Below are 22,770 nucleotides of genomic sequence, written 5' to 3' on the forward strand. Positions count from 1 at the left end.
GACTCGTACAGGCATGGCCGCGAACGCCATCGACCAGACCCGGCGGATGCTCTCGCTGGTGACCTACCTGCGCGAACGTCCCGGGGCGCGCGTCGGGGACGTCGCCCGGGCCTTCGGGATCACCGAGGACGAGCTGATCTCCGACCTTGACGTCCTGCCCATGTGCGGGACCAGCTTCCGCGGCGGTGATCTGCTCGACATCGACACCGACGGTGAGCGCATCTGGTGGCACAACCCCGACGACGTCGCCGAGCCGCTCCGGCTGGCAGCCGACGAGGCGACCGCGCTCCTGGTCGCCGCGCGGGCCGTCGCGACGCTGCCCGGACTGCGGGAGGGCGACCGCGAGGCGCTGGTGCGGGCCACCGCGAAGCTGGAGGCCGCGGCCGGTGAGTCCGCGGGCGCCAGCTCCCGGCTCTCCGTGACCTTCGAATCAGAGGGGGGTGTCTTTGCCGACGTCGACCGCGCCATCTCGGAGCGCCGCAGACTGTGGCTCCGCTACTACTCCCCGGCGCGGGACGAGCTCACCGAGCGAGAGGTCGACCCGATCCGGCTCTTCGCCGTCGGCCACACGTACATGGAGGGCTGGTGCTACCTCTCCGAGGCGCGCCGGACCTTCCGGCTTGACCGGGTGGCCGAGATCCGGCTGCTGGACGAGCCGTCGGCACCGCCGGAGACGGAGCTGCGCGATCTGTCGGAGGGGCTGGTGCAGCCCTCGGCGGAGGATCCCGAGGTCGTCGTCGAGGTCGGCCCGGGAGGCCGTTGGGTGGCTGAGTACTACCCGCACGACAGCGCGGAGGAGCAGCCCGACGGCGGGTTGCGGATCAGTCTGCGCACCCCCGACCCGGCGTCCCTGCGGCGGCTCGCGCTCCGGCTGGGGCGCGACGGCCGGATCGTGTCGCCGCCCGGTCTCGCGGAGAGCGCCCGGCGGGCGGCGCGTGAGGCGCTCGCCGCGTACGACAGCCAGGACTGACGGTCGACCGATGGGAACCAAGAGGGATATGTCCGCTCTGTCTGGAATTCGGGCGCCGAAGGTCCCGATGCTCTTCAAGGCCGCCTGCCCCGACTGCCGCGGCCACTTCGAACTCGCGGCGGGCGCGTTGCGCCTCGCGATCGGCGCGAGCAGGCGGACCACCTTCTACTCCTTCACCTGCCCCGAGTGCGGGGCGGCCGTCCGCAAGCCCGCGGGGGAGCGGATAGTCGAACTCCTCACCGGAGGCGGCGTGCGGACGCTGCGCCTCCACTCCACCGTCTGACCCCTCCGACCTCTAGGCTCTGCCCATGTTCTGGCCCATGCTCGCCATCGCCCTGGGATTCCTCGGGATCGCCGTCCTCGGTGTCCTCGGCGTCCGCGTCTTCCTGGAGGCCCAGCGCCTGGGCCGGCAGGTGGCCGCCACCGCCGAACGCGTCGACCGTGCCGCGGAGGACCTGGAGAGAGCGGCGGCGGGGCTGGCGCGCGCGGGCGAGGCGCTGCGGTAGAGGCGGGCGGACTCCTCCTGCGGACGACCCGGAGGTACCCTGCCAGTGGCGGGCCCGTCGCCGCTTCGGGTCGCAATCGCCGGTACGCATGGGCATTGCCCTGCGTTTACTCCGGCGGGTTACGATCGCTGTCAAGTCGGTGGTCGGATTCCTGTCCGCCCCCCCGGGCAGCCCGCCCTTCAGCCGCCTCAGTGAGAAGGAAGTCGCACATGATCGGCAATCTGAAGCCCCTCGAGATCATCCTGATCATCGCGGTCATCCTGTTGCTGTTCGGCGCCAAGAAGCTGCCCGACATGGCCCGTTCGCTGGGCAAGTCCGCCCGGATCCTGAAGAGCGAGGCCAAGGCGATGAAGAAGGACGACGAGCCGGCGGGCGGCCAGACGACGCCGGGCGCCGACCCCGCCGCGCAGAAGGACGCTCCTCGCACCATCCAGGCCGCCCCCGGCGATGTGACGAGCAGCCGTCCGGTCTCGGAGCCGAACCGCACGACCCAGAGCTGACCCGGTTCCCCCGACGGTTCCCGCACGAGACGAGGAAGTGGGTTGCTCAAGTCTGCCCGCAAGCTGGAGAGGGACGCCGAGGGGCGGATGCCTCTCGGAGAACACCTGCGTGAGTTGCGCAACCGGCTGATGAAGTCGGTGCTGGCGATCGTGGTGGTGACGATCGTCGCGGCCTTCTTCCAGAAGGAGATCTTCGAGTTCCTGATGCGGCCGATCCTCGAGTCGGTCGGCTGCGTGAACGGTCAGGTCGTCATGCGGAACGGCCAGCTCTGTGCCGAGATGACGACACAGGGCCTCCTCTCGCCGTTCACCATCGCGCTGAAGGTCGCCCTCATGGCGGGAGTGCTGGCGGCCACCCCGGTCTGGCTCTACCAGCTCTGGGCCTTCGTCGCCCCCGGGCTGCACAACCACGAGAAGCGCTATGCGCTGAGCTTCGTGGCCGCAGGCGTACCGCTCTTCGTGGGCGGCGCCTACCTCGCGTACTCGATCCTGCCGCAGACCGCCGAGATCATGCTCGGCTTCGCCCCCTCCGGCGCGAAGCCGCTGCTGCCGCTGGACGACTATCTGGACCTGATCACCCGCATGGTGATCGTCTTCGGCATCGCCTTCGAGCTCCCGCTGCTCCTGATCCTGCTCAACATGACCGGTGTGCTGACCGGCAGGCGGATGCTTCGCTGGTGGCGCGGAATGATCATCGGTCTCACCGCCTTCGCCGCGATCGCCACGCCGGGTGGTGAGCCGATCTCGATGCTGCTCCTGGCCGGCCCCCTGGCCGTGCTCTACTTCCTCGCCGTGGGCTTCTCCTTCCTCAACGACGCCCGCCGCGCACGCAGGAACCCGGACGCCGGCCTGAGCGACGACGAGGCGTCCGAGCTCGACCTCACGCCCGAGGCCGTCGGCGAGGTCGAGGCCGTCCCCGCCGCCCGCGCGCTCCCCGAGCAGCAGAGCGGCGACCGGGACCGGATCAACGGCTACGACGACGTCACCTGATCCCGGACGGACACCCCGGGGCCCGGGGTGTCCCGCGGGCGTGGGCGCGACGCGTCCGAACGCCCGCCCCGGGCCTCCGCTCGCGCTCGAATAAGATCGCGCCCACTGTCGGACCCGGCGGGTAGGCTCGACTGCAAGATGACAGAGGACCTCTCACCAGCTGAGCGATACGCAGCTGCTCGGACCCGCGCCGCCGAGCAGGCCACCGCGCTCGCTCCCTTCCGCGAGATGTACGACTTCGAGCTGGACCCCTTCCAGATCGAGGCCTGCGAGGCGCTCGAGGCGGGCAAGGGCGTACTCGTGGCGGCTCCCACGGGCTCCGGCAAGACGATCGTCGGCGAGTTCGCCGTGCACCTCGCCCTCACCCAGGGGCGCAAGTGCTTCTACACGACCCCCATCAAGGCGCTGTCCAACCAGAAGTACTCGGACCTGGTGAAGCGGTACGGCCCCGGGAGGGTCGGCCTGCTCACCGGCGACAACAGCGTCAACTCCGAGGCGCCGGTGGTGGTCATGACCACCGAGGTCCTGCGCAACATGCTGTACGCCGGCTCCCAGTCGCTGAACGGCCTCGGCCATGTGGTCATGGACGAGGTGCACTACCTCTCCGACCGCTTCCGCGGAGCCGTCTGGGAGGAAGTGATCATCCACCTCCCCGAGTCGGTGACGCTGGTGTCGCTCTCGGCGACGGTGTCCAACGCGGAGGAGTTCGGTGACTGGCTGGACACCGTCCGCGGCGACACCGAGGTGATCGTCTCCGAGTCCCGCCCCGTGCCCCTGTGGCAGCACGTGCTGGCCGGGCGCCGGATGTACGACCTCTTCGAGGAGGAGACCGACCACGGCGGCCGCGGCGCGGCCCGCCGAGAGGTCAACCCCGACCTGGTCCGACTGGCCAGGATGGAGAACTCGCGCACCTACAACCCGCGGGACCGACGCCGGGGCAAGATGGTCCGCGAGGCCGACCGGGAGCGCGAGCGCCGGCAGCGCGGCCGCATCTGGACTCCGGGACGGCCCGAGGTCATCGAGCGGCTGGACGCGGAAGGGCTGCTGCCCGCGATCACGTTCATCTTCAGCCGCGCCGGCTGCGAGGCCGCCGTCCAGCAGTGCCTGTACGCGGGGCTGCGGCTCAACGACGAGGAGGCCCGCCTCGAGGTACGGGCGATCGTCGAGGAGCGCACGGCGTCCATCCCGCGCGAGGACCTCCACGTCCTCGGCTACTACGAGTGGCTGGAGGGCCTGGAGCGGGGCATAGCCGCGCACCACGCCGGAATGCTCCCGACGTTCAAGGAAGTCGTCGAGGAACTCTTCGTCCGCGGCCTCGTCAAGGCCGTCTTCGCCACCGAGACCCTGGCCCTCGGCATCAACATGCCGGCCAGGTCCGTCGTTCTGGAGAAGCTCGTCAAGTGGAACGGCGAGCAGCACGCCGACATCACCCCCGGCGAGTACACCCAGTTGACCGGACGCGCGGGGCGACGCGGTATCGACGTGGAGGGCCATGCCGTCGTGCTCTGGCAGCGCGGGATGGACCCGGCGGCGCTCGCCGGCCTCGCCGGGACCCGCACCTATCCGCTGCGCTCCAGCTTCAGGCCGTCGTACAACATGGCGGTCAACCTGGTGCAGCAGTTCGGCCGGCACCGCTCGCGCGAGCTTCTGGAGACCTCCTTCGCGCAGTTCCAGGCGGACAAGTCGGTCGTCGGGATCTCGCGCCAGGTGCAGCGCAACGAGGAAGGACTCGAGGGCTACCGGGAGGGCATGACCTGCCACCTGGGCGACTTCGAGGAGTACGCGCGGCTGCGCCGTGAGTTGAAGGACCGTGAGACCGAACTGGCCAAGCAGGGCGCCGCCCAGCGCCGGGCCGCGGCCGCGGACTCGTTGGAGAAGCTCAAGCCGGGCGACGTCATCCACGTACCCACCGGCAAGTTCGCCGGGCTCGCGCTGGTTCTCGACCCCGGGCTGCCGGCGGGCCGGGCCAACGGCCACCGCGGGTACGAGTACCACGACGGACCACGCCCCCTGGTGCTGACCGCCGAGCGGCAGGTCAAGCGGCTCGCGTCGATGGACTTCCCGGTCCCCGTCGAGCCGTTGGAGCGGATGCGGGTCCCCAAGTCCTTCAACCCCCGCTCGCCGCAGTCCCGGCGCGACCTCGCCTCCGCCCTGCGGACCAAGGCCGGGCACATCGTGCCCGACCGGCACCGCAAACCACGCGCCGCCGCCGCGGACGACCGCGAGATCGCCCGGCTGCGCAGGGAACTCCGCGCCCATCCCTGCCACGGCTGCGACGAGCGCGAGGACCACGCCCGCTGGGCCGAGCGCTACCACCGGCTCCAGCGCGACACCCGCCAGTTGGAGCGGCGCATCGAGGGCCGGACGAACACCATCGCCCGTACCTTCGACCGCATCGTCGCGCTGCTGACCGAGATGGACTACCTCCGCGGCAACGAGGTCACCGAGCACGGTCGGCGGCTTGCCAGGCTCTACGGCGAGCTGGACCTGCTGGCCAGTGAATGCCTCCGTGAGGGAGTGTGGGAGGGGCTGAGCCCGGCCGAACTGGCCTCCTGCGTCTCGGCGTTGGTGTACGAGGCGCGGCAGGCCGACGACGCGGTGGCGCCGAAGCTCCCGTCCGGCAGAGCGAAGGCCGCACTCGGTGAGATGGTGCGCATCTGGGGCCGACTGGACGCGCTGGAGGAGGAGTTCCGGATCAACCAGGCGGAGGGCGTGGGGCAGCGCGAGCCCGACCTCGGTTTCGCCTGGGCCGCGTACCAGTGGGCCTCGGGCAAGGGGCTGGACGAGGTGCTGCGCGAGGCGGAGATGCCGGCAGGCGACTTCGTGCGCTGGAGCAAGCAGGTCATCGACGTGCTCGGCCAGATCGCGGCCGCGGCGCCCGGGGAGAAGTCCACGGTGGCGCGTAACGCCCGCAAGGCCGTGGACGCGGTGCTGCGCGGCGTGGTGGCGTACAGCTCGGTCGGCTGACCGTCGCGGCACGGTGCGCCGCCCCGGCGCGGGCGCTCACCGGGCTGTGCGGGCGGCGCACCCCCGGGTGCCGGGTCGCCGCGCCGCGAGCGGCGCCCGTCGGCTCTCAGGCACCACGGGCCGATCAGCCGGCGCCGCCCTGAAGAGGGGGCCGTGAGCCGAGGTATCCCCGGGCGCCCGGCCCGGCGCCGGCGGGGCCGGCGTCCGGACGTGCACCGCCGCGGGCGCTCGGCCGGCACGAGGCAGGGAGACGCCGCACCCGATCGCGACGCCCGGCCACCGCCCGAGCGCGAGTGCCAGGCGCCGCAGGCCCGGCGCGCGGAGGACGCGGCGTCCGCGTCGCGGGAGAGAGACGTGAGGAGGACGCGTCCAGCGGGCGGGTACCGCCCCCCACTCCGTACACCGCCCCCTGCGGGGGCGACGCGTCCCTTCCTGCCGTACCCGCCCTACCGGGCCGGGAAGCTGAGCAGGCCCAGTGGTTCGGAGGTCGGGGCCGGGGAACCGCCAGAGGGCTCGACGGTGATGCCCATGCCCGTCGCCCGGCCGACCGCGCCGTCCATGAGCAGTGCCTCCGCGCTTCCCGCCGAGGCGAGCAGCCCGGCCGGACGCATGGTCCCGCCGTCCGCGAACCAGAGTTGGTACACCTTGCCGCTGTCCGGCCGGGGCAGGCCGGACGCGAGGAAGACGGCCCGGTCGCGTTCCCGGGAGAGAGCCACCGTGCCGGCGGCACCCTTGCCGAGCGCGGTGCTCAACGTGCGCACGTCGGGCGCGGCGAGCACGTCCGCGAGAGCCTGGGTCCGTCGCTGCGCCAGTTCGGCGACCTCGCGGGCCTCGGCCCGCGCCTCCTCGGCGGCGCGCTGCTGCGCGACCGTGACGCCGCCGAGCGCCGCGAGCCCCGCGACACAGGCGGCGAGGACCAACCGCGAGAGCCTGCGCCGGCCGGCCGGGCGGGCCCGGTGGACCGGGGCCGGGATCCGGCCGGCCTCCGCGGCGGCGACCTTCGGAGGTTCCTGGCGCACGGTCGAGATCCGGGCCAGCACCTGGGACTTCATCGCGGACGGCGGGGTCTCGGTCGCGGCGAGTCCGAGCCGTGTCGCCGTGGCGCCGAGCTCCCGCACCTCCTGCTCACAGGCCGCACACACGGCCAAGTGCCGTTCGAACCGGACACGTTCCCGGTCGCCGAGCGCGTTGAGGGCGTATGCGCCCGTCAGTGTGTGCAGCTCGGCGTCCCGCCCCGCTCCCTTCGCCGCGGCGCTCATCCGTTCACCCCCAGGCAGTCGCGCAGACGGATCAGCCCGTCGCGCATCCGTGTCTTGACCGTGCCCAGCGGCACCGCGAGCAGTTCGGCGACCTCCCGGTAGGCGAGGCCGCGGTAGTAGGCCAGGGTCACCGACTGGCGCTGGAGTTCGGTCAACGTGCGCAGACAGCGCCGTACCTGCTCCCGTTCCAGCCGGGCCTCGACCTGTTCGACGACGTCGTCGAACGCCGGTGTGCCGCCGAGCCGTGCGGCTCTCTGCTCGCGTTCGGCGGCCGCCTGGGCGGAGCGTACGCGGTCGACGGCGCGGCGGTGGGCGAGGGTGAGGGTCCAGGTGAGGGCGGAGCCGCGGGACGGCTGGTAGCGCGCGGCGGTGCGCCACAGCTCCACCAGTACCTCCTGCGCGACCTCCTCCGACTGTGCCGGATCGCGCAACACCCCGCGGACGACGCCGAGTACGGGTCCGCAGACCGCGTCGTACACACGCGAGAAGGCCTGCTGATCGCCGCGCGCGACCCGGACGAGCAGTTCGTCGAGTCCCGGCCCCGCCGATGGTGCCCCTGTGATGCGTATCGCTTCCTTCACCGCTCTCCCCTCGCCGCGGTCTGCTCCGGCCGGCCCCTCTTCCCCGGGCCTGCGTCGCCGCGGGTGTCACTTCCCCTATACGGAGCGGAGGCGGGTCTTGACTGCCGTCGTGCCGAACTTTTTGCGCGTCCGTGTTCCGGCCGAGTCCCTCGCCCGTCCGGGGCGGCCGGGGCGGTGGACGGACGGCGAAGGGCCGGCGGGGGAGAGGGGGCCGTGAGCAGCGGAGACGGCTCCGCGGTGGGGCTTGCGGGGCGGTTGGCGGTGCGGGTGCGCGTGAGGTCCCAGTGACGTGCACCCCGCGGGTCGGCGGGGCGCCCCCGGCCGGACGGGCGCGGGGCGTGGTCGCGGTCACGGCGCTCGGTGGCCGTGCGTCCCGCGGGAAGCGCCGGCGTCCGTGCCGAGGCGGGCCGGGCGCGAGCGCCGTACCTGCCGTGACCTCTCCGCGCGCCGCACCGTGTCGGCGGGCGTTCCTCCCGCCCGCTGCGGCTACGCCCCCTGCTCGCGCTCCACTTGCGCGTTCCAGTCGCGCTTGATCGCCCGCCAGTCCTCGTCGGACTTGCCCAGGCGCCAGTAGCCCGAGAGGGAAAGCCGCTCGCGCGGGACGCCTCGCTCCAACCGGAGGTGGCGGCGCAGTTCGCGCACGGCGCCCGCCTCACCGTGGACGAACGCGTGCACGTCCCCCTCGGGGAACTCCAGTCCACGCACCGCGGCGATGAGTGCCTCGCCGACGGGACGGGCGCCCCGGTGCAGCCAGGTGACGGTCACGCCGTCCGGGGTGGCGATCTTCTGCTCCTCCTCGGGACCGGAGACCTCGACGAAGGCGTGGACCCGCGCGCCCACCGCCATCTGCTCCAGCGAGGCGGCGATCGCCGGGAGCGCGCTCTCGTCGCCCGCGAGCAGATGCCAGTCCGCCGCCGGGTCCGGGGCGTAGCCGCCGCCGGGGCCCAGCAGCCGCACGGTCTCACCGGGCCGCGCCGCGGCCGCCCACGGTCCCGCGAGTCCCTGGTCGCCGTGGACCACGAAGTCGATGACAAGCTCGCGGTGCGCGGCGTCCCAGGAGCGGACGGTGTACGTCCGGTTGCTCGGCCACTGGTCGCGGGGCAGTTCCTCGCGGATGCGGGCCATGTCGAACGGCTCGGGGTACGTCACTCCGGGCGCCGGGAAGACGACCTTCACGTAGTGGTCGGTGAACCCCTCCGTGGCGAATGACGCCAGGCCATCGCCGCCGAGGACGAGTCGCACCATGTGCGGGGTGATCCGTTCCGTACGCAGGACCAGCGCCTCATGGACCTGCGGTGCCCTGCGGGCGGCTGTCTCTGCCACGGCGGTCTCCCCTGACTCTAGATGCTTAGGCTTGCCTAAGCTAACACCTCATTCGTGCGGACTCGCGCTCGCCAGCTCCGCGCGCAGCCGGCCGACCGCCCTGCCGAGCCCCCAGCGCGCGGCCAGTTCATCCAGCCCGGCCGGGTCACGGGGTTCCCTGGGCAGCGCCGGATCGAAGGCGGGCAGCGGGACGTCGTCCGCGACCCGGACGACCTTGGGGGCGACCGCCACATAGGGACGCGATTCGTCCAGCCGCCTGCGCTGCGACGGCGTCAGCCCGGACGCGGGGTCGTCGACAGCGGCCATGATCCCGGCCAGGTCGCCGTACGCGGCCAGGAGCTTCGCCGCCGTCTTCTCGCCGATGCCCGGCACCCCTGGCAGCCCGTCGCTGGGGTCGCCGCGCAGCAGGGCCAGGTCCGCGTAACCCGGGCCGTCCACGCCGTACTTCTCGCGGAGCACCGCCTCGTCCGTGGCCTGCATCATGCCCACGCCCTTCAAGGGGTAGAGCACGCGGATCCCGCGGGCGTCGTCCACGAGCTGGTACAGGTCGCGGTCGCCGGTGACGATGTCGACCGGGCCCGTCGCCCGTGCCGTGAGGGTGCCGATCACGTCGTCCGCCTCGTACCCCGCGACGCCGACCCGCGCGATACCGAAGGCGTCAAGGACGTCCTCGATGACGGGCACCTGCGGCGACAGGGTGTCCGGGACCTCCTCCTCGTCCGGCCCCGCCTCGGTCTCCACCGCGACCCGGTGGGCCTTGTACGAGGGGATCAGCTCGACCCGCCAGTGCGGGCGCCAGTCCGCGTCCATGCAGGCCACCAGTTCGTCCGGACGGTGGTCCTGGACCAGCCGGGTGATGAACTCGAGCAGCCCGCGCACGGCGTTGACGGGCGTGCCGTCGGGGGCGCGCACGGAGTCCGGCACCCCGTAGTACGCACGGAAGTACAGGGAGGCGGTGTCGAGCAAGAGGCACTTGCGTAGGCTGCGCGTCGTCATGCGCCCAGGATGCCCGCTGGACGGCGGGAAAACGAAGGCGCCCCCCGCCGGTCACGGCGGAGGCCTTCGCGGCGTCGGCCGGGCGTCGGGCGTCGCCGCCCGCCCACGGTCGCGGCGCGCCCCGAGCGCCGATCGGCCGGACGGCGGCGGCGGTCCACGCGTCACGGTGGGCGTTGTGGAACTGCCGCGCGCCGCGGTCGGCGCAAGGCGCCGTCCGATGCTGCCCCCGACGGACCGCCGGGACCGCGGCTTCCGTTCCCTTCTCCTCCCCGTCCCCTGACCGGACTGGTCGGTCGGGGGTCTCATGCGGAGCGCCCGATTGCGTGTGGTGAGCCTGCGGCGCCATCCTGCCCGGTGATCAACAGGTGCGCGGGGGGTGGGCATCGATCGCCGTATCGCGGTCGTTCGTCTTCGACCGGACGACCGTCTCGCGCTCGCCGGCGATGCGGCCGTACGGCTCGTCGACGGCACGGACCTCGGCGGCACCCCGGCCGACGGGGACACCGGTGGTCGTCGACCGCCTGGTGGCCGGTCGCGGTGACCGGGCGGTGGCAAGGGCGCAGCCCACCGGCCTGGAAACGAGGATCCAGGAAGCCGGCGAAAGAGCGGGAGGCAGGGACGCCGTCCGCACCCGGCCGGCGGAGAACCCCGGCCCCGCCGGCAAGGGGACGCCCCCGGCCGGGGAGCGGCGAAGGGCGCACAGCCGCAACAGACCGGCGGAATCCGCCACCGGTGAGGGTCCCGTCACATAACGTGGCGGGGTCCTCGTCGTTGCGGCAGGGGCAACGGAGGGTTGCCCGGGCCGGAACGTGCGTAAGGTACAGAGAGAGGAGGGAGGGACCTCAGCCATGGGAGACAAGGAAGCTCTCCGTGTGGGCTCCGCCGTCCGCCGAAGGCGCCGGGCCCTGGATCTGACGCTCGCCGCCGTCGCCGGACGCAGCGGCCTGTCCGTGCCCTTCCTCAGCCAGATCGAGAACGAACGGGCCCGGCCCAGCATGCGCTCGCTGCACCGCGTCGCCGACGCGCTGGAGACGACCGCCGCCGAGCTGCTCGCCGCCGCCGACTCCTGCCGGGTCGTCGACGTCGTCCGCGCGGACGACACCGGCCTCGTCGCCCGGCCGGGCGTGCGCCATCTGGTGCGCGGCCACCACCAGCTCCACGCCGTCGAGTTCACCGGTGAGCAGGACGCCGGAGGCGAGCACCAGCACCGCAACGACGAGCTGATGTACGTGGCCGACGGTGGCGCCGAGGTCGAGGCCGAGGGCCGTGCCCACCGTCTGGAGAAGGGCGACACGCTCTTCCTGTCCGGTGGGGTGCTCCACCGCTGGCGGGCCACCCGTCCCGGCACCCGCCTCCTCGTCGTCGCCGTCGCCGACCACATCGAGGCCGTCGCACCGTGACCCGGGTCGTCTCACTTGTGCCCTCGCTCACGGAGGCCATCGCGGTCAGCGCGCCCGGGCTGCTGGCCGGTGCCACCGAATGGTGCACCCGTCCCGCCGGCCTCCGCGCCGCCAGGATCGGGGGTACGAAGAACCCCGACGTGGAGGCGGTGGTCGCGCTGCGGCCCGATCTCGTGGTCGCCAACGAGGAGGAGAACCGGGAGCCCGACCTCGCCGCGCTGCGTGCCGCCGGGCTCGACGTGCTCGTCACCGAGGTGAGGACCCTGCCGCAGGCGTTCACCGAGCTGCAGCGGGTGCTGGACGCCTGCGGGGTGCCCCGTCCCCGGTGGCTCGACGACGCCGAGGCCGCCTGGGACGCCGTCGAGCCGCCGGCCGGGCCGCGCCGTGCGGTGGTGCCGGTCTGGCGGCGGCCCTGGATGGTCCTCGGCCGCGACACCTTCGCCGGCGACGTACTCGCCCGGCTCGGTGTCGACAACGTCTACGCCGCGCACCCGGAACGCTATCCCCGCATCCCGCTCGACGAGCTGAACGCCGCGGGCGCGGACCTGGTCGTACTCCCCGACGAGCCCTACCGCTTCACCGCGGACGACGGTCCGGAGGCCTTTCCCGGGCTCCCCGCCGCGCTCGTCGACGGGCGCATGCTCACCTGGTACGGGCCGTCGCTGGCAGCGGCGCCGACGGCGCTGCGAGCAGCGCTCCGCGGGTGAGGCCCCGCAGCGTGAGGGTCCCGGCCACGACCCAGGCCGCGACCAGGAAGGCGTACAGCGCGGCCGCCGCCCACGCCGGAGCGGCCGCACCCGAGCGCGCCGACAGTGCCGCCGCCCCCGTCACGCACGTACCGACCGGGAACGTGAAGGCCCACCAGGTCATCGCGAACGGCATGCCCCGGCGGGCCGCCCGGGCCACCAGCGCCGCGGCCGGGAGGAGCCACAGCAGCGCGAGGCCGAGCGCCACGGTCCCGTAGGCCGTCGCGAAGGAGCCGAGGGCCGCCGCGTCCGCCGGTCCGACCGCCGAGGGGGCCGCGTCCGCCAGCTTGTGCACGGCGGTCGTGGACTGGCCCAGCGGGCCGAGCACGAGGAACAGGGCAGGCGTGAGGGCGAGCGGCGGTGGACCCTCACGGACGAGCCGCAGGGTCACCAGCGGCAGGATCACGAGCACGGCGAGCAGGCTCACGGCGAACAGCCCGTAGCACCCCAGCAGCGCGGCCCCGCGCCACGGTCCGGCGGGCACCCTGCCCACGAGGAGCGCGCCCAGCGTCGCCGCCACCATCGGGGCCACCACGGGCAGCAACCACACCGGTGAGGCGTCCCCCGCCGTCACCCTGCCCCGGGTGACGAGCAGATACGGAATCGCCACCGCGGCCGTCAGCCCCGTCAGCGTGCCGGCGGCGAACAGGGCCGTCGCCGTCAGAACCGCCGCGTGTTCGCCGACGACGCCCCCGCCGACCGTGAGCGAGCCGATGCCGACCGCGAGGAGCGCCATCGCCGTACAGCCCTGGAACGGGGCGACCGCCGGATCGAGGAGGTCGGCACGTGCCCGGTCGCGGTGGCGTGCCCAGTGCGCGGCGCGCGCGACCAGCACGGTGACGAGCGCCAGCGCGGAGAGCGCCCAGACCGCCCCGAGCACGTCCCGTGTTCCCGCGGGCCCCATCGGCAGGGCCGCACCGGCGACGGCCACCGCGGCCGTGCCCATGACGGCGGAGTACCAGTTCGGCCCGAGGCGGCGCAGTGCGGGCTCGGGCCGCTGCGGGCGGACCGGGCCGGGTGGCACGGCGGGGGAGGAGGTGCGGGGATGGGCGACGGTGACCATGGCCCCACCCTGCGGTTCCGACGGGCCGCCCACCAGGCGCTCCGTCACTATGGCCCCATAAGCTGGCCTTATGAGCGGAGCAGAACGCGGGCCGGTGGCCCACCGGGTGCCCGACCTCGCCGCGCTGGAACTGCTGCTCGCGGTCGCCCGGCACGGGAGTCTGGGGCGCGCCGCACGTGAACTCGGCGTCACCCAGCCGGCTGCGAGCAGCCGGATCCGTTCCATGGAGCGGCAGTTGGGCGTCGCGCTGGTGGATCGCTCGCCGCGCGGTTCCCGGCTCACGGACGCGGGCGCGCTGGTCACGGACTGGGCGCGGCGGATCGTGGAGGCGGCCGAGGCGTTCGACGCCGGCGCGCAGGCGCTGCGTGACCGGCGAGACTCCCGGCTGAGGGTGGCCGCCAGCATGACCATCGCCGAGTACCTGCTGCCCGGCTGGCTGATCGCACTCCGCCAGGAACGACCGGGCACCGCGGTGTCACTGCTCGCGGGCAACTCGGCGGCGGTGGCGGAGCGTCTGCTGCGCGGCGAGGCGGACCTCGGCTTCGTCGAGGGGCTGGCGGTGCCGGAGGGGCTCGACGGCGCGGTCATCGGCCACGACCGGCTCGTGGTCGTCGCGGCGCCGGGCCACGCGTGGGCGCGCCGGCGTTCGCCGCTGTCGCCGGAGAAGCTGGCCGCGACCCCGCTGGTACTGCGCGAACGCGGCTCGGGCACCAGGCAGGTACTCGACTCGGCGCTCGCGGACCACGGCGGTCTCGCCGAGCCCCTGCTCGAACTCGCCTCCACCACGGCGGTGAAGGCGGCGGCCGTGAGCGGCGCCGGTCCCGCGGTCCTCAGTGAACTCGCCGTGACGGAGGAACTGGCGTCCCGCCGCCTCGTCCGCATCCCCCTTGAGGCGGTCCGCCTGCGCCGCGACCTGCGCGCCGTCTGGCCCCACGGCCACCGCCCCACGGGCCCGGCCCGCGACCTGCTGTCGCTGACGCGGTCCGGGGGCTGAGGGCCGGGCGGGCCGGGCGGGCCGGGCGGGCCGGGCGCGTTCACCGTCGGGTGTGGTGCGCTGGTGCCGTGTCGGGCAGGGGTCGCCCGTCGAGGAGCGGCGTCCGGTGTACGGGGTCTCCCCGGCCCTCCGGCCGAGGGGAAGGGCCGCCAGGTGCCGGATCGACCTCGTGGTGGGCCTGCGCGGTCGATCCGGCAGCGCCGCGAGCCGCCGTGCCGGGCGTCGCGACGGGGCGAGCGTCGCCCGAGGCGGCACTAAGGGCTGCAGGCGGCGCGGACGAGGCCCGCCATGACGCGGGTGTCGTCGGCCATCTCCGGGTGCCACTGCACCCCGAGCACCCAGGCCGGGCCCGGGAGCTCGACGGCCTCCACGGTGCCGTCGTGCGCGTGCGCCGAGACGACGAGGCCGTCGCCGAGGCGGTCCACGGACTGGTGGTGGTACGTGGGAACCGACGACTCGTCCGCCACCAGCGAGGCGTACCGCGTGCCGGCGACCGGCGTCACGGCGTGCCGGCCGAACACGCCGACGGCCTCCACGTGCCCGTCGAGGTGCTGGACGAGCGTGCCGCCGAGGGCGACGTTCAGCAGTTGCATCCCCCGGCAGATCCCGAGCAGCGGCGTGCCGGTGTCGATCGCGGCCCGGATCAGGGCCAGTTCCCAGGCGTCCCGCTCCCGGGCCGGCGGTCCGGTGCGGGGATGGGGTTCGGCCCCGTACCGCACGGGCTCGACGTCGGGCCCGCCCGCGACGACCAGCCCGTCGAGCCGGGCCACGGTCGCGGCCGCCCGGCCGGGCTCGTCCGGCGGCAGCATCGCGGCGATGCCACCGGCCGACTGGACGAGGCGCGGGTAGCCGACGGGCAGCAGTGCGGCGCGCAGGCGCCACACGCCCCACGAGGCTTCGTCCAGGTAGGTGCTGACGCCGATGAGCGGCTGGGTCACGGTCGCGGGTCCTCCGGTCGTGATGCGGTGGTGCGGTTGTCCGGTGCTGCGTGGACGTCCTGGTCCCGGCCTCCTTGACGCGGGACCACGGGTGATGTGGGCACGGTGCCGGACGCCCGGCTCCGGGGTGATGGGCCACGGAGGCCGGGCCCGCCCGGGGCAGGGCCACGAGGCCCGACCGCCCGGGACAGGCCACGAGGCCCGGGGCCACGGCCGCCGGTAGCGGGTGCGCGCCCCCGGGTTCCATCGTGCGGCGTCCGCGGTCCGGCGCCCGATCGGCGGGCGCCGGACCGCGGACGCCGGCGCGTCAGTCGCGTGCCAGTTCCGCCTCGGCCGCGGCGAGTGCCGCGAACTCCTCCTCCGGGGCACGGGCCACGAGACGGTTCCGACTGTAGAAGGCGAAGTAGGCGAGGGCGACGCCGTACACGGCGAGTGCGATGAACGCCGCGTCCTTGTCCACCAGGAAGGTCGCCACCAGCGCGGACAGCGCGAGGACGAAGGCGACGGACGAGGTCAGCACACCGCCGGGGGTGCGGTACGGGCGCGGCAGGTCCGGCTCGCGCCGCCGCAGCACGATGTGGGACAGCGCCATCAGGGCGTAGCTGATCGTCGCGCCGAAGACGGCGATGTTCAGCATCCGCGCCCCGTCCCCGGTGCCGGCGGCCAGTGCGAAGCCGATCGCGCCGGGGATCAGCAGGCCCAGGTAGGGCGACTTGCGGCGGCTGGTCAGCGACAGGAAGCGGGGCAGGTAGCCCGCCCGGGACAGGGCGAACAGCTGGCGCGACCCGGCGTAGATGAGCGAGAAGAACGAGGCGACCAGGCCGGCGAGTCCGGCGTAGTTGACGAAGCGGCTCAGCGCCGTCGGGTCGCCGTCGCCCTGCAGCGCCACCACCAGCGGGTTGCCCGCCTCCTGGATCGCGGCCGAGCCGCGGGCGCCGGTGGCGGCGAAGAAGGTGATCAGGGCCAGCAGCACCAGGATCGACATCGACAGCGCGAGTGCCTTCGGCATGGACCGGACCGGGTCCTTGGCCTCCTCCGCGGCGAGCGGTACACCCTCCACGCCGAGGAAGAACCACATGCCGAACGGGAACGCGGCCCAGATGCCGAGCAGTCCGAACGGCAGCCAGGAGTTGGAGCCCAGCGCGTCGCCGTCGACCGGGATGTCGTCGAGTCCGCTCACCTGGAAGTCGGTGAACGCTCCCATGGCGAAGATCAGCAGCGCGGCGACGGCGATCACGGTGACGATGAGACTGAAGCGCAGGGCCTCGCCCACGCCCCACAGGTGAATGCCGATGAAGACGGCGAAGCAGGCGAGGTAGACGGGCCAGCCGGACTCCAGCCCGAAGAGTCCGAGTGACTCGACGTAGTCGCCGATGAAGATCGAGATGGCGGCAGGCGCCAGGATGTACTCGATGAGGATGGCCGTACCGGTGAGGAAGCCGCCCCAGGTGCCCAGCGCCCGGCGCGCGAACCCGTAGCCGCCGCCCGCGGTCGGCAGGATGGCCGACAGTTCGGCGAGCGCGAAGACGAGACAGGCGTACATCAGGCCCATCAGCACGGTGGCGGCGGCGAGTCCGCCGAAGCCCCCCTTGGACAGGCCGATGTTCCAGCCGGAGAAGTCGCCGGAGACGACGTAGGCGACGCCCAGCCCGGTGAGCAGCAGCCAGCCCGCGCTGCCTCGGCGCAGGGTCCGGCGTTCGAGATAGTTGTCCGGTGGAGTGTTGCCGCTCCCGGTGGTGTCGGTGTCTTCCAGCGTCATGGCAGAGCTCCCGCGTCGGGCCCAATGGAATGGACCCATACCTTTGCGGTGACGGTGGGGGAAGCGCAAGACCTTTGCGTTACTTTCGGATTACGCCGTCCCGTTCCCGGGGGTGTGCGGCGGCGTGCCCGGCGCGTGTCCGCGACCCCTTCCCGCGCGCCGCCGACGGCATGCAGACCGGGCTCCGCCGGCCCTGCGCGGCCCGCGCCGACCGCGCCGGGCGGGGTGGGCCCCGGCCCTGGCGCGGCACGTCCGGAGGGCGGTGGCGGGGATCGTCCTCGAGGCCCGCAGCGGGCCCTCCCGGTCCTGCCGGTGAGCCGCGCGGCGCTTCTCGTGCACCGGCGGGCGTCCGGCGGAGCCCCTACGGGGAGGCCGCGCGGCGGACCTCACGCGAGGAAGCCGCGCAGCAGCGCGGCCGTGCCCTCGCAGTGCTCCCGCATCACCTCGCGCGCCGCGTCCGCGTCGCCCTCCAGGATCGCCTCGACCAGCGCGACGTGCTGCTGCTGGGAGTGCTCCAGGTTGCGCACGAGCAGCGGGATGCAGTCGAGCAGATCGTTCACGGCCGCCCGGACGGCCGCGTACTGCTTGGTCAGCGTGGGTGAGCCGGACAGTTCGGCCAGCGTGAGGTGCAGGAGCGTGTCGCACCGCCGGTAGTCGTCCAGGGGTGCGTCGTGCGTCGCCGTCAGCGCCGTGCGCAGCCGCCCGGCGCCCTCCTCGGAGAGTCCGTGCGCCGCGCACAGCCCCGCCGCGCCGACCTCCAGGACCTCCCGGAAGCGCAGTGTGTCCTCGACGTCGACGGCCGCGATCCGGCGGCGCAGCTCGTCCTCGCCCTCGGTGCGCGGGCGGTGCAGGACGAACGTTCCGCCGTAGCGGCCGCGCCGGCTCTCCACCAGGCCCTCCTCCTGGAGGACCCTGAGCACCTCGCGCAGCGTGACCCGGCTGATGCCCATGCGCTCGGCGAGTTCGCGCTCGGCGGGCAGCCGTTCGCCGCCGGGCACCAGTCCCAGCCGTACGACCTGCAGGATCTGTTCGAGGGCCTCCTCGAAGCCGTTGCCCCCGCGCACCGGCCGCAGCACGGACGTGAGCCGGTCCCCGGACTCGCTCTTCTCGACCACGTTGCGGTTTCCCCTTCCCAAGCAATGGTCTTCGGTAATACCTTATGGCTCCCGGCTGGCCTTAGGAGGCGCAATCCCGTGGCAGACCGCACACCCCCGCTGAGCGTCGAGGAGCTCAGAACCCTCGTCGCGAGCGGTGAGATCGACACCGTAGTACTGGCCTTTCCCGACATGCAGGGCAGGCTCCAGGGAAAGCGGTTCGCCGCCCGGTTCTTCCTCGACGAGGTCCTGGAACACGGTACGGAGGGCTGCAACTACCTGCTCGCCGTCGACACCGAGATGAACACCGTGGACGGCTACGCCATGTCCTCGTGGGAGCGTGGTTACGGCGACTTCGCCATGCACCCCGACCTGGCCACACTGCGCCGTGTCCCGTGGAACGAGGGCACGGCCATGCTCATCGCCGACCTGGCGTGGAACGACGGCGCCCCGGTCGTCGCCGCACCCCGCCAGATCCTGCGCCGCCAGCTGGAGCGCCTGGCCGAGCACGGCTGGACCGCCCAGGTCGGCACCGAGCTGGAGTTCATCGTCTTCAAGGACAGCTACGAGCAGGCCTGGGACCGCGGCTACCAGGGCCTCACCCCGGCCAACCAGTACAACATCGACTACTCGGTCCTCGGCACCGGCCGCATCGAGCCGCTGCTGCGCCGGATCCGCAACGAGATGGCCGCCGCCGGCCTGACCGTCGAGTCCGCCAAGGGCGAGTGCAACCCCGGTCAGCACGAGATCGTGTTCCGCTACGACGAAGCCCTCGTCACCTGCGACCAGCACGCGATCTACAAGACCGGGACCAAGGAGATCGCCGCCCAGGAAGGCGTCTCGATCACCTTCATGGCCAAGTACAACGAGCGCGAGGGCAACTCCTGCCACATCCACCTCTCGCTCGCGGACGCCGAAGGCCGCAACGTCATGGCGGGCGACGGACCGGACGGAATGTCGCCGGTCATGCGGCACTTCCTCGCCGGGCAGCTCGCCGCCCTGCGCGACTTCTCCCTGCTGTACGCGCCGAACATCAACTCGTACAAGCGCTTCCAGCCGGGCTCCTTCGCCCCGACCGCCGTCGCCTGGGGTCACGACAACCGGACCTGCGCCCTGCGCGTCGTCGGCCACGGTCGCTCGATGCGCTTCGAGAACCGGCTGCCCGGTGGCGACGTCAACCCCCACCTCGCCGTCGCCGCACTGGTCGCGGCCGGCCTGTACGGGATCGAACAGAAACTGGAGCTGCCCGAGGTCTGCACCGGCAACGCCTACGCCGCCGGCTACGAACACGTCCCGACCAGCCTCCGCGAGGCCGCCGAGCTCTGGGAGAACAGCCCCATCGCCAAGGCCGCCTTCGGGGACGAGGTCGTCGCCCACTACCGCAACATGGCCCGGGTCGAGCTCGAAGCCTTCGACGCCGCGGTGACCGACTGGGAGCTCCGCCGCTCCTTCGAACGCATGTGAGGCACCACTTGTCGCAACCGTACGCACTCGACGTGCTCAACCCGGCCACCGAGGAAGTCGTCGCCACCGTTCCCGGTGCGGACGCCGCCGACGTCGACGCCGCGGTGGGCCGGGCGGCGCGTGCCCAGCGCGCCTGGGCTGCCGCGGCCCCCGCCGACCGGGCCAGGCTGCTGCGCCGATTCGCCGCCGTCGTCGACGACCACATCGAGGAACTCGCCCTGCTCGAGGTCCGCGAGGCCGGGCACACCATCGGCAACGCCCGCTGGGAGGCCGGCAACGTCCGCGATCTGCTCGACTACTCCGCCGGGGGAGTGGAGCGCCTCACCGGCCGCCAGATCCCCGTGCCGGGCGGCATCGATCTGACCCTCCTCGAGCCGCTCGGCGTCGTGGGCGTCATCGCTCCCTGGAACTTCCCCATGCCGATCGCCGCGTGGGGCGCCGCACCCGCGCTCGCCGCCGGTAACGCCGTCGTCCTCAAACCCGCCGAGACGACCCCGCTGACCGCGCTGCGCCTCGCCGAACTCGCCCTGGAGGCGGGCCTTCCCGAGCACCTCTTCCAGGTGCTGCCCGGTTACGGCGCCGTCGCGGGCGACGCGCTGGTGCGCCACCCCGGCGTGGCCAAGATCGTGTTCACCGGCTCCACCCGGGTCGGCAAGCAGATCATGGCGCTCTGCGCCGAGCGCGTGAAGCGGGTGACCCTCGAACTCGGCGGCAAGAGCCCCAACATCGTCTTCGCCGACGCCGACGTCGAGGCGGCGGCCGCCGCGGCACCGATGGCCTTCCTCGACAACAGCGGCCAGGACTGCTGCGCGCGCACCCGCATCCTCGTACAGCGTCCGGTGTACGACGCCTTCCTCGACCGCCTCGCCCCCGCGCTGAAGTCGGTCGTCGTCGGCGACCCCGCGGACGAGGCCACGCAGATGGGACCGCTCATCTCGCGGGCCCAGCTCGACCGCGTACGGGCCTATGTCACCGACGACCTCGCGACGGTCCGGGGCAGCGCCCCCGACGGCCCCGGCTTCTGGTTCCCGCCGACGCTCGTCACCGGAGTCGCCCCCGAGGCGCCCGTCGCCACCGAGGAGGTCTTCGGCCCCGTCGCCGTCGTGCTGCCCTTCGACGACGAGGACGACGCCGTACGCCTCGCCAACGCCACCGAGTACGGGCTCTCCGGGTCCATCTGGACCCGCGACGTCGGCCGGGCGCTGCGGGTCTCCGGCGCGGTCGCCGCGGGCAACCTGTCCGTCAACTCCCATTCCAGCGTCCGCTACTGGACCCCGTTCGGCGGATACGGGCAGTCCGGCCTCGGCCGCGAGCTCGGTCCCGACGCCCTCACCGCTTTCACCGAGACCAAGAACGTCTTCATCAGCACGGAGGCCTGAGATCCCATGACCACTGCCCACAGCGACATCCCCGTCTGCCGCCGGCTCGTCGGCCGCACCGCCGTCATCACCGGCGCCGGCAGCGGCATCGGCCTCGCCGCCGCGCGCCGTCTCGCCTCCGAAGGAGCCCACGTCGTCTGCGGCGACATCGACGAGACCGCGGGCAAGACCGCCGCCGAGGAGGTCGGCGGCACCTTCGTGAAGGTGGACGTGACCGACGCCGAACAGGTCGAGGCACTGTTCCGGACCGCCTTCGACACCTACGGCAGCGTCGACATCGCCTTCAACAACGCCGGCATCTCACCGCCCGACGACGACTCCATCCTGGAGACGGGCCTCGACGCCTGGAAGCGGGTGCAGGAGGTCAACCTCACCTCCGTCTACCTGTGCTGCAAGGCCGCCATCCCCTACATGCAGCGCCAGGGCCGGGGCTCCATCATCAACACCGCCTCGTTCGTGGCCCGGATGGGCGCGGCGACCTCCCAGATCTCGTACACCGCGAGCAAGGGCGGGGTCCTCGCCATGTCCCGCGAGCTGGGCGTGCAGTTCGCCCGCGAGGGCATCAGGGTCAACGCCCTGTGCCCGGGACCGGTCAACACCCCGCTGCTGCAGGAGCTGTTCGCCAAGGACCCCGAGCGGGCGGCGCGCCGGCTGGTGCACATCCCCGTCGGCCGGTTCGCCGACGCCGAGGAGATCGCCGCGGCCGTGGCGTTCCTCGCCAGCGACGACTCGTCCTTCGTCAACGCCACCGACTTCCTCGTCGACGGCGGCATCTCGGGCGCGTACGTCACCCCTGTGTAGGCCGGTGCCCGGCCCCTCATAGGGTGGCCGGATGAGCATGCCGCCCCCTCCCCCTACGCCTGGCGGCCTGGGGGGACCCCCAGGCTGGTACCCGGACCCGGGCACGCCGTCCCACGAACGCTGGTGGGACGGCCGTGCCTGGACCGGGCACATCCGCACCGCCGGTGCCCCGCAGCCGCCGGCCGCCGGGCCGGCCGTCACCGCGCCCGTGCCGCTCGCCGGCGGGTCCGGGCACGGCGGGGGCGTCGGCAAGGGGGCGGTCGTCGCGCTCGTCACCGCCGGCGCGGTCCTCGTGGCCGCCATCGCCACCGGTGTCGTCGTCCTCGGCGAGGACGACGAACGGACGGCCCCGCGGTCCGCGGGGGCCGCCGTCTCGGCGCAGCCCACCGCGACGGGGAACGGCCCGGAGCCGGGTCCGTCGGCCGCCGACGACTCGGACGTCCTCGTCGACCAGCTCAACGGCATCTCCCTGCCGCTGCTCGACGGCTGGGAGAAGTCGACCTCCGGCGTCGATCCGGTGCCGACCATGGTGACCGCCGACTCCTACAAGTGCCCCGGTGACTCCGCGGAGTCCTGCCGCCACGGCACGGTGTCCTCCCGCACGGCCACGGTCACCAACGTGAAGTCGCCCGAGAGACTGGCCGGCCAGGACGTCGGCGTCGCCGCGGACTGGGCGTACGACAACGACCGCGTCGGCAACCGCATCCACGGTGGCATCAAGGGCCACGAACTGGTGAAGTCCGCCCCCGTCACGGTCGCCGGGCGCACCGGTCACGTGGTGCGCTGGCGGGTGACGACGGGAGCCGGTCCGGGCGGCTACGTCCAGTCCCTCGTCTTCCCCTCCGCCGTCGGCTCCGAATCGCTGGTCATCGTCCGCTTCGCCTTCGACGCGGGTCCCGACGCCCCGCCGCTCGCCGACATGGACAGGATCATCAGGGGCATCCGGCCGCTGACGGACGCCAGTGGGGGAGCCGGCTCCACGGTCGAGCCGTGAACGTGCCGGGCCGGGGCCCCGGGCCCGCCGGGCCGCGGCCGTCCGG

At 73.3% G+C, this 22,770-nt stretch carries 22 protein-coding genes; 13 read left to right on the plus strand and 9 right to left on the minus strand.

Going from position 1 to position 22,770, the window contains the following annotated elements; all coding sequences use genetic code 11:
• Window positions 1-13 precede the first annotated feature (13 nt).
• From FEF34_RS31600 to FEF34_RS31625, 6 genes are all read left to right on the plus strand, one after another.
• A complete protein-coding gene (locus FEF34_RS31600) occupies window positions 14-970 on the plus strand; it encodes a helix-turn-helix transcriptional regulator (protein WP_138056211.1) in 957 nt (318 codons plus the stop codon).
• Window positions 971-998: 28 nt separating this feature from the next.
• A complete protein-coding gene (locus FEF34_RS31605; protein ID WP_138057844.1) occupies window positions 999-1,253 on the plus strand; it encodes a hypothetical protein in 255 nt (84 codons plus the stop codon).
• A 25-nt stretch (window positions 1,254-1,278) separates the two neighbouring features.
• Window positions 1,279-1,476 carry a hypothetical protein gene (locus FEF34_RS31610; RefSeq protein WP_138056212.1) on the plus strand — a complete coding sequence of 66 codons (198 nt, stop codon included), beginning with the start codon at window positions 1,279-1,281 and terminating at the stop codon, window positions 1,474-1,476.
• 209 nt (window positions 1,477-1,685) lie between these two features.
• On the plus strand, window positions 1,686-1,976 hold the full coding sequence (gene tatA, locus FEF34_RS31615; protein WP_138056213.1) for a Sec-independent protein translocase subunit TatA: 291 nt from the start codon (window positions 1,686-1,688) through the stop codon (window positions 1,974-1,976).
• Window positions 1,977-2,018: 42 nt separating this feature from the next.
• Window positions 2,019-2,966 carry a twin-arginine translocase subunit TatC gene (tatC, locus tag FEF34_RS31620; protein WP_138056214.1) on the plus strand — a complete coding sequence of 316 codons (948 nt, stop codon included), beginning with the start codon at window positions 2,019-2,021 and terminating at the stop codon, window positions 2,964-2,966.
• 138 nt (window positions 2,967-3,104) lie between these two features.
• Window positions 3,105-5,933, plus strand: a complete 2,829-nt coding sequence (locus tag FEF34_RS31625; protein WP_138056215.1) for a DEAD/DEAH box helicase — start codon at window positions 3,105-3,107, stop codon at window positions 5,931-5,933.
• A gap of 446 nt (window positions 5,934-6,379) precedes the next feature.
• On the opposite strand, the gene FEF34_RS31630 is transcribed toward FEF34_RS31625, so the two are convergent.
• The 5 genes from FEF34_RS31630 to FEF34_RS31650 all read right to left on the minus strand — a co-directional run bounded on the left by FEF34_RS31630 (window position 6,380) and on the right by FEF34_RS31650 (window position 10,660).
• Window positions 6,380-7,192, minus strand: a complete 813-nt coding sequence (locus FEF34_RS31630) for an anti-sigma factor (RefSeq protein WP_138056216.1) — start codon at window positions 7,190-7,192, stop codon at window positions 6,380-6,382.
• The gene (locus FEF34_RS31635; RefSeq protein ID WP_138056217.1) at window positions 7,189-7,773 is read right to left on the minus strand and encodes a sigma-70 family RNA polymerase sigma factor; all 585 of its coding nucleotides are present in this window, start codon (window positions 7,771-7,773) and stop codon (window positions 7,189-7,191) included. Before FEF34_RS31635 ends, FEF34_RS31630 begins: the two co-directional genes overlap by 4 nt.
• A 486-nt stretch (window positions 7,774-8,259) precedes the next feature.
• Window positions 8,260-9,096, minus strand: coding sequence for a siderophore-interacting protein (locus tag FEF34_RS31640; protein WP_138056218.1), 837 nt, complete (start codon window positions 9,094-9,096; stop codon window positions 8,260-8,262).
• 48 nt (window positions 9,097-9,144) lie between these two features.
• Window positions 9,145-10,092 (minus strand): 5'-3' exonuclease, encoded by a 948-nt coding sequence (locus FEF34_RS31645; RefSeq protein ID WP_138056219.1) that lies wholly within the window; start codon window positions 10,090-10,092, stop codon window positions 9,145-9,147.
• 358 nt (window positions 10,093-10,450) lie between these two features.
• On the minus strand, window positions 10,451-10,660 hold the full coding sequence (locus FEF34_RS31650; protein ID WP_138056220.1) for a hypothetical protein: 210 nt from the start codon (window positions 10,658-10,660) through the stop codon (window positions 10,451-10,453).
• A gap of 280 nt (window positions 10,661-10,940) precedes the next feature.
• Between FEF34_RS31650 and FEF34_RS31655 the strand changes: the two genes are divergently transcribed.
• Window positions 10,941-11,492, plus strand: coding sequence for a helix-turn-helix domain-containing protein (locus FEF34_RS31655; protein WP_138056221.1), 552 nt, complete (start codon window positions 10,941-10,943; stop codon window positions 11,490-11,492).
• Entirely contained in the window at window positions 11,489-12,199 is a 711-nt protein-coding gene (locus FEF34_RS31660; protein ID WP_138056222.1) for a helical backbone metal receptor, read from the plus strand. Before FEF34_RS31655 ends, FEF34_RS31660 begins: the two co-directional genes overlap by 4 nt.
• Here the strand turns inward: FEF34_RS31660 and FEF34_RS31665 are convergent.
• Window positions 12,135-13,301 (minus strand): SLAC1 family transporter, encoded by a 1,167-nt coding sequence (locus FEF34_RS31665; RefSeq protein ID WP_138056223.1) that lies wholly within the window; start codon window positions 13,299-13,301, stop codon window positions 12,135-12,137. The genes FEF34_RS31660 and FEF34_RS31665 overlap by 65 nt on opposite strands.
• A gap of 70 nt (window positions 13,302-13,371) precedes the next feature.
• Between FEF34_RS31665 and FEF34_RS31670 the strand changes: the two genes are divergently transcribed.
• Complete coding sequence (locus FEF34_RS31670; RefSeq protein ID WP_171053171.1) at window positions 13,372-14,295, plus strand: LysR family transcriptional regulator; 924 nt, start codon at window positions 13,372-13,374, stop codon at window positions 14,293-14,295.
• Window positions 14,296-14,549: 254 nt separating this feature from the next.
• On the opposite strand, the gene FEF34_RS31675 is transcribed toward FEF34_RS31670, so the two are convergent.
• The 3 genes from FEF34_RS31675 to FEF34_RS31685 form a co-directional block, all read right to left on the minus strand.
• The gene (locus FEF34_RS31675; protein ID WP_138056224.1) at window positions 14,550-15,233 is read right to left on the minus strand and encodes a gamma-glutamyl-gamma-aminobutyrate hydrolase family protein; all 684 of its coding nucleotides are present in this window, start codon (window positions 15,231-15,233) and stop codon (window positions 14,550-14,552) included.
• A gap of 307 nt (window positions 15,234-15,540) precedes the next feature.
• Complete coding sequence (gene eat, locus FEF34_RS31680) at window positions 15,541-16,992, minus strand: ethanolamine permease (RefSeq protein ID WP_138056225.1); 1,452 nt, start codon at window positions 16,990-16,992, stop codon at window positions 15,541-15,543.
• A gap of 386 nt (window positions 16,993-17,378) precedes the next feature.
• The gene (locus FEF34_RS31685; protein WP_138056226.1) at window positions 17,379-18,107 is read right to left on the minus strand and encodes a FadR/GntR family transcriptional regulator; all 729 of its coding nucleotides are present in this window, start codon (window positions 18,105-18,107) and stop codon (window positions 17,379-17,381) included.
• A gap of 78 nt (window positions 18,108-18,185) precedes the next feature.
• Here FEF34_RS31685 and FEF34_RS31690 point away from each other — a divergent pair, with 78 nt between their 5' ends.
• From FEF34_RS31690 to FEF34_RS31705, 4 genes are read left to right on the plus strand one after another with little or no spacing between them, the layout of a single operon-like run.
• Complete coding sequence (locus FEF34_RS31690) at window positions 18,186-19,550, plus strand: glutamine synthetase family protein (RefSeq protein ID WP_138056227.1); 1,365 nt, start codon at window positions 18,186-18,188, stop codon at window positions 19,548-19,550.
• An 8-nt stretch (window positions 19,551-19,558) separates the two neighbouring features.
• Window positions 19,559-20,929 carry an aldehyde dehydrogenase family protein gene (locus FEF34_RS31695; protein WP_138056228.1) on the plus strand — a complete coding sequence of 457 codons (1,371 nt, stop codon included), beginning with the start codon at window positions 19,559-19,561 and terminating at the stop codon, window positions 20,927-20,929.
• A 6-nt stretch (window positions 20,930-20,935) separates the two neighbouring features.
• Complete coding sequence (locus FEF34_RS31700; protein WP_138056229.1) at window positions 20,936-21,730, plus strand: 3-oxoacyl-ACP reductase; 795 nt, start codon at window positions 20,936-20,938, stop codon at window positions 21,728-21,730.
• A 31-nt stretch (window positions 21,731-21,761) separates the two neighbouring features.
• A complete protein-coding gene (locus tag FEF34_RS31705; protein WP_234042623.1) occupies window positions 21,762-22,724 on the plus strand; it encodes a DUF2510 domain-containing protein in 963 nt (320 codons plus the stop codon).
• Window positions 22,725-22,770: the final 46 nt, after the last annotated feature.

It is taken from the genome of Streptomyces marianii, from assembly GCF_005795905.1.
GTDB classification, from domain to species: domain Bacteria; phylum Actinomycetota; class Actinomycetes; order Streptomycetales; family Streptomycetaceae; genus Streptomyces; species Streptomyces marianii.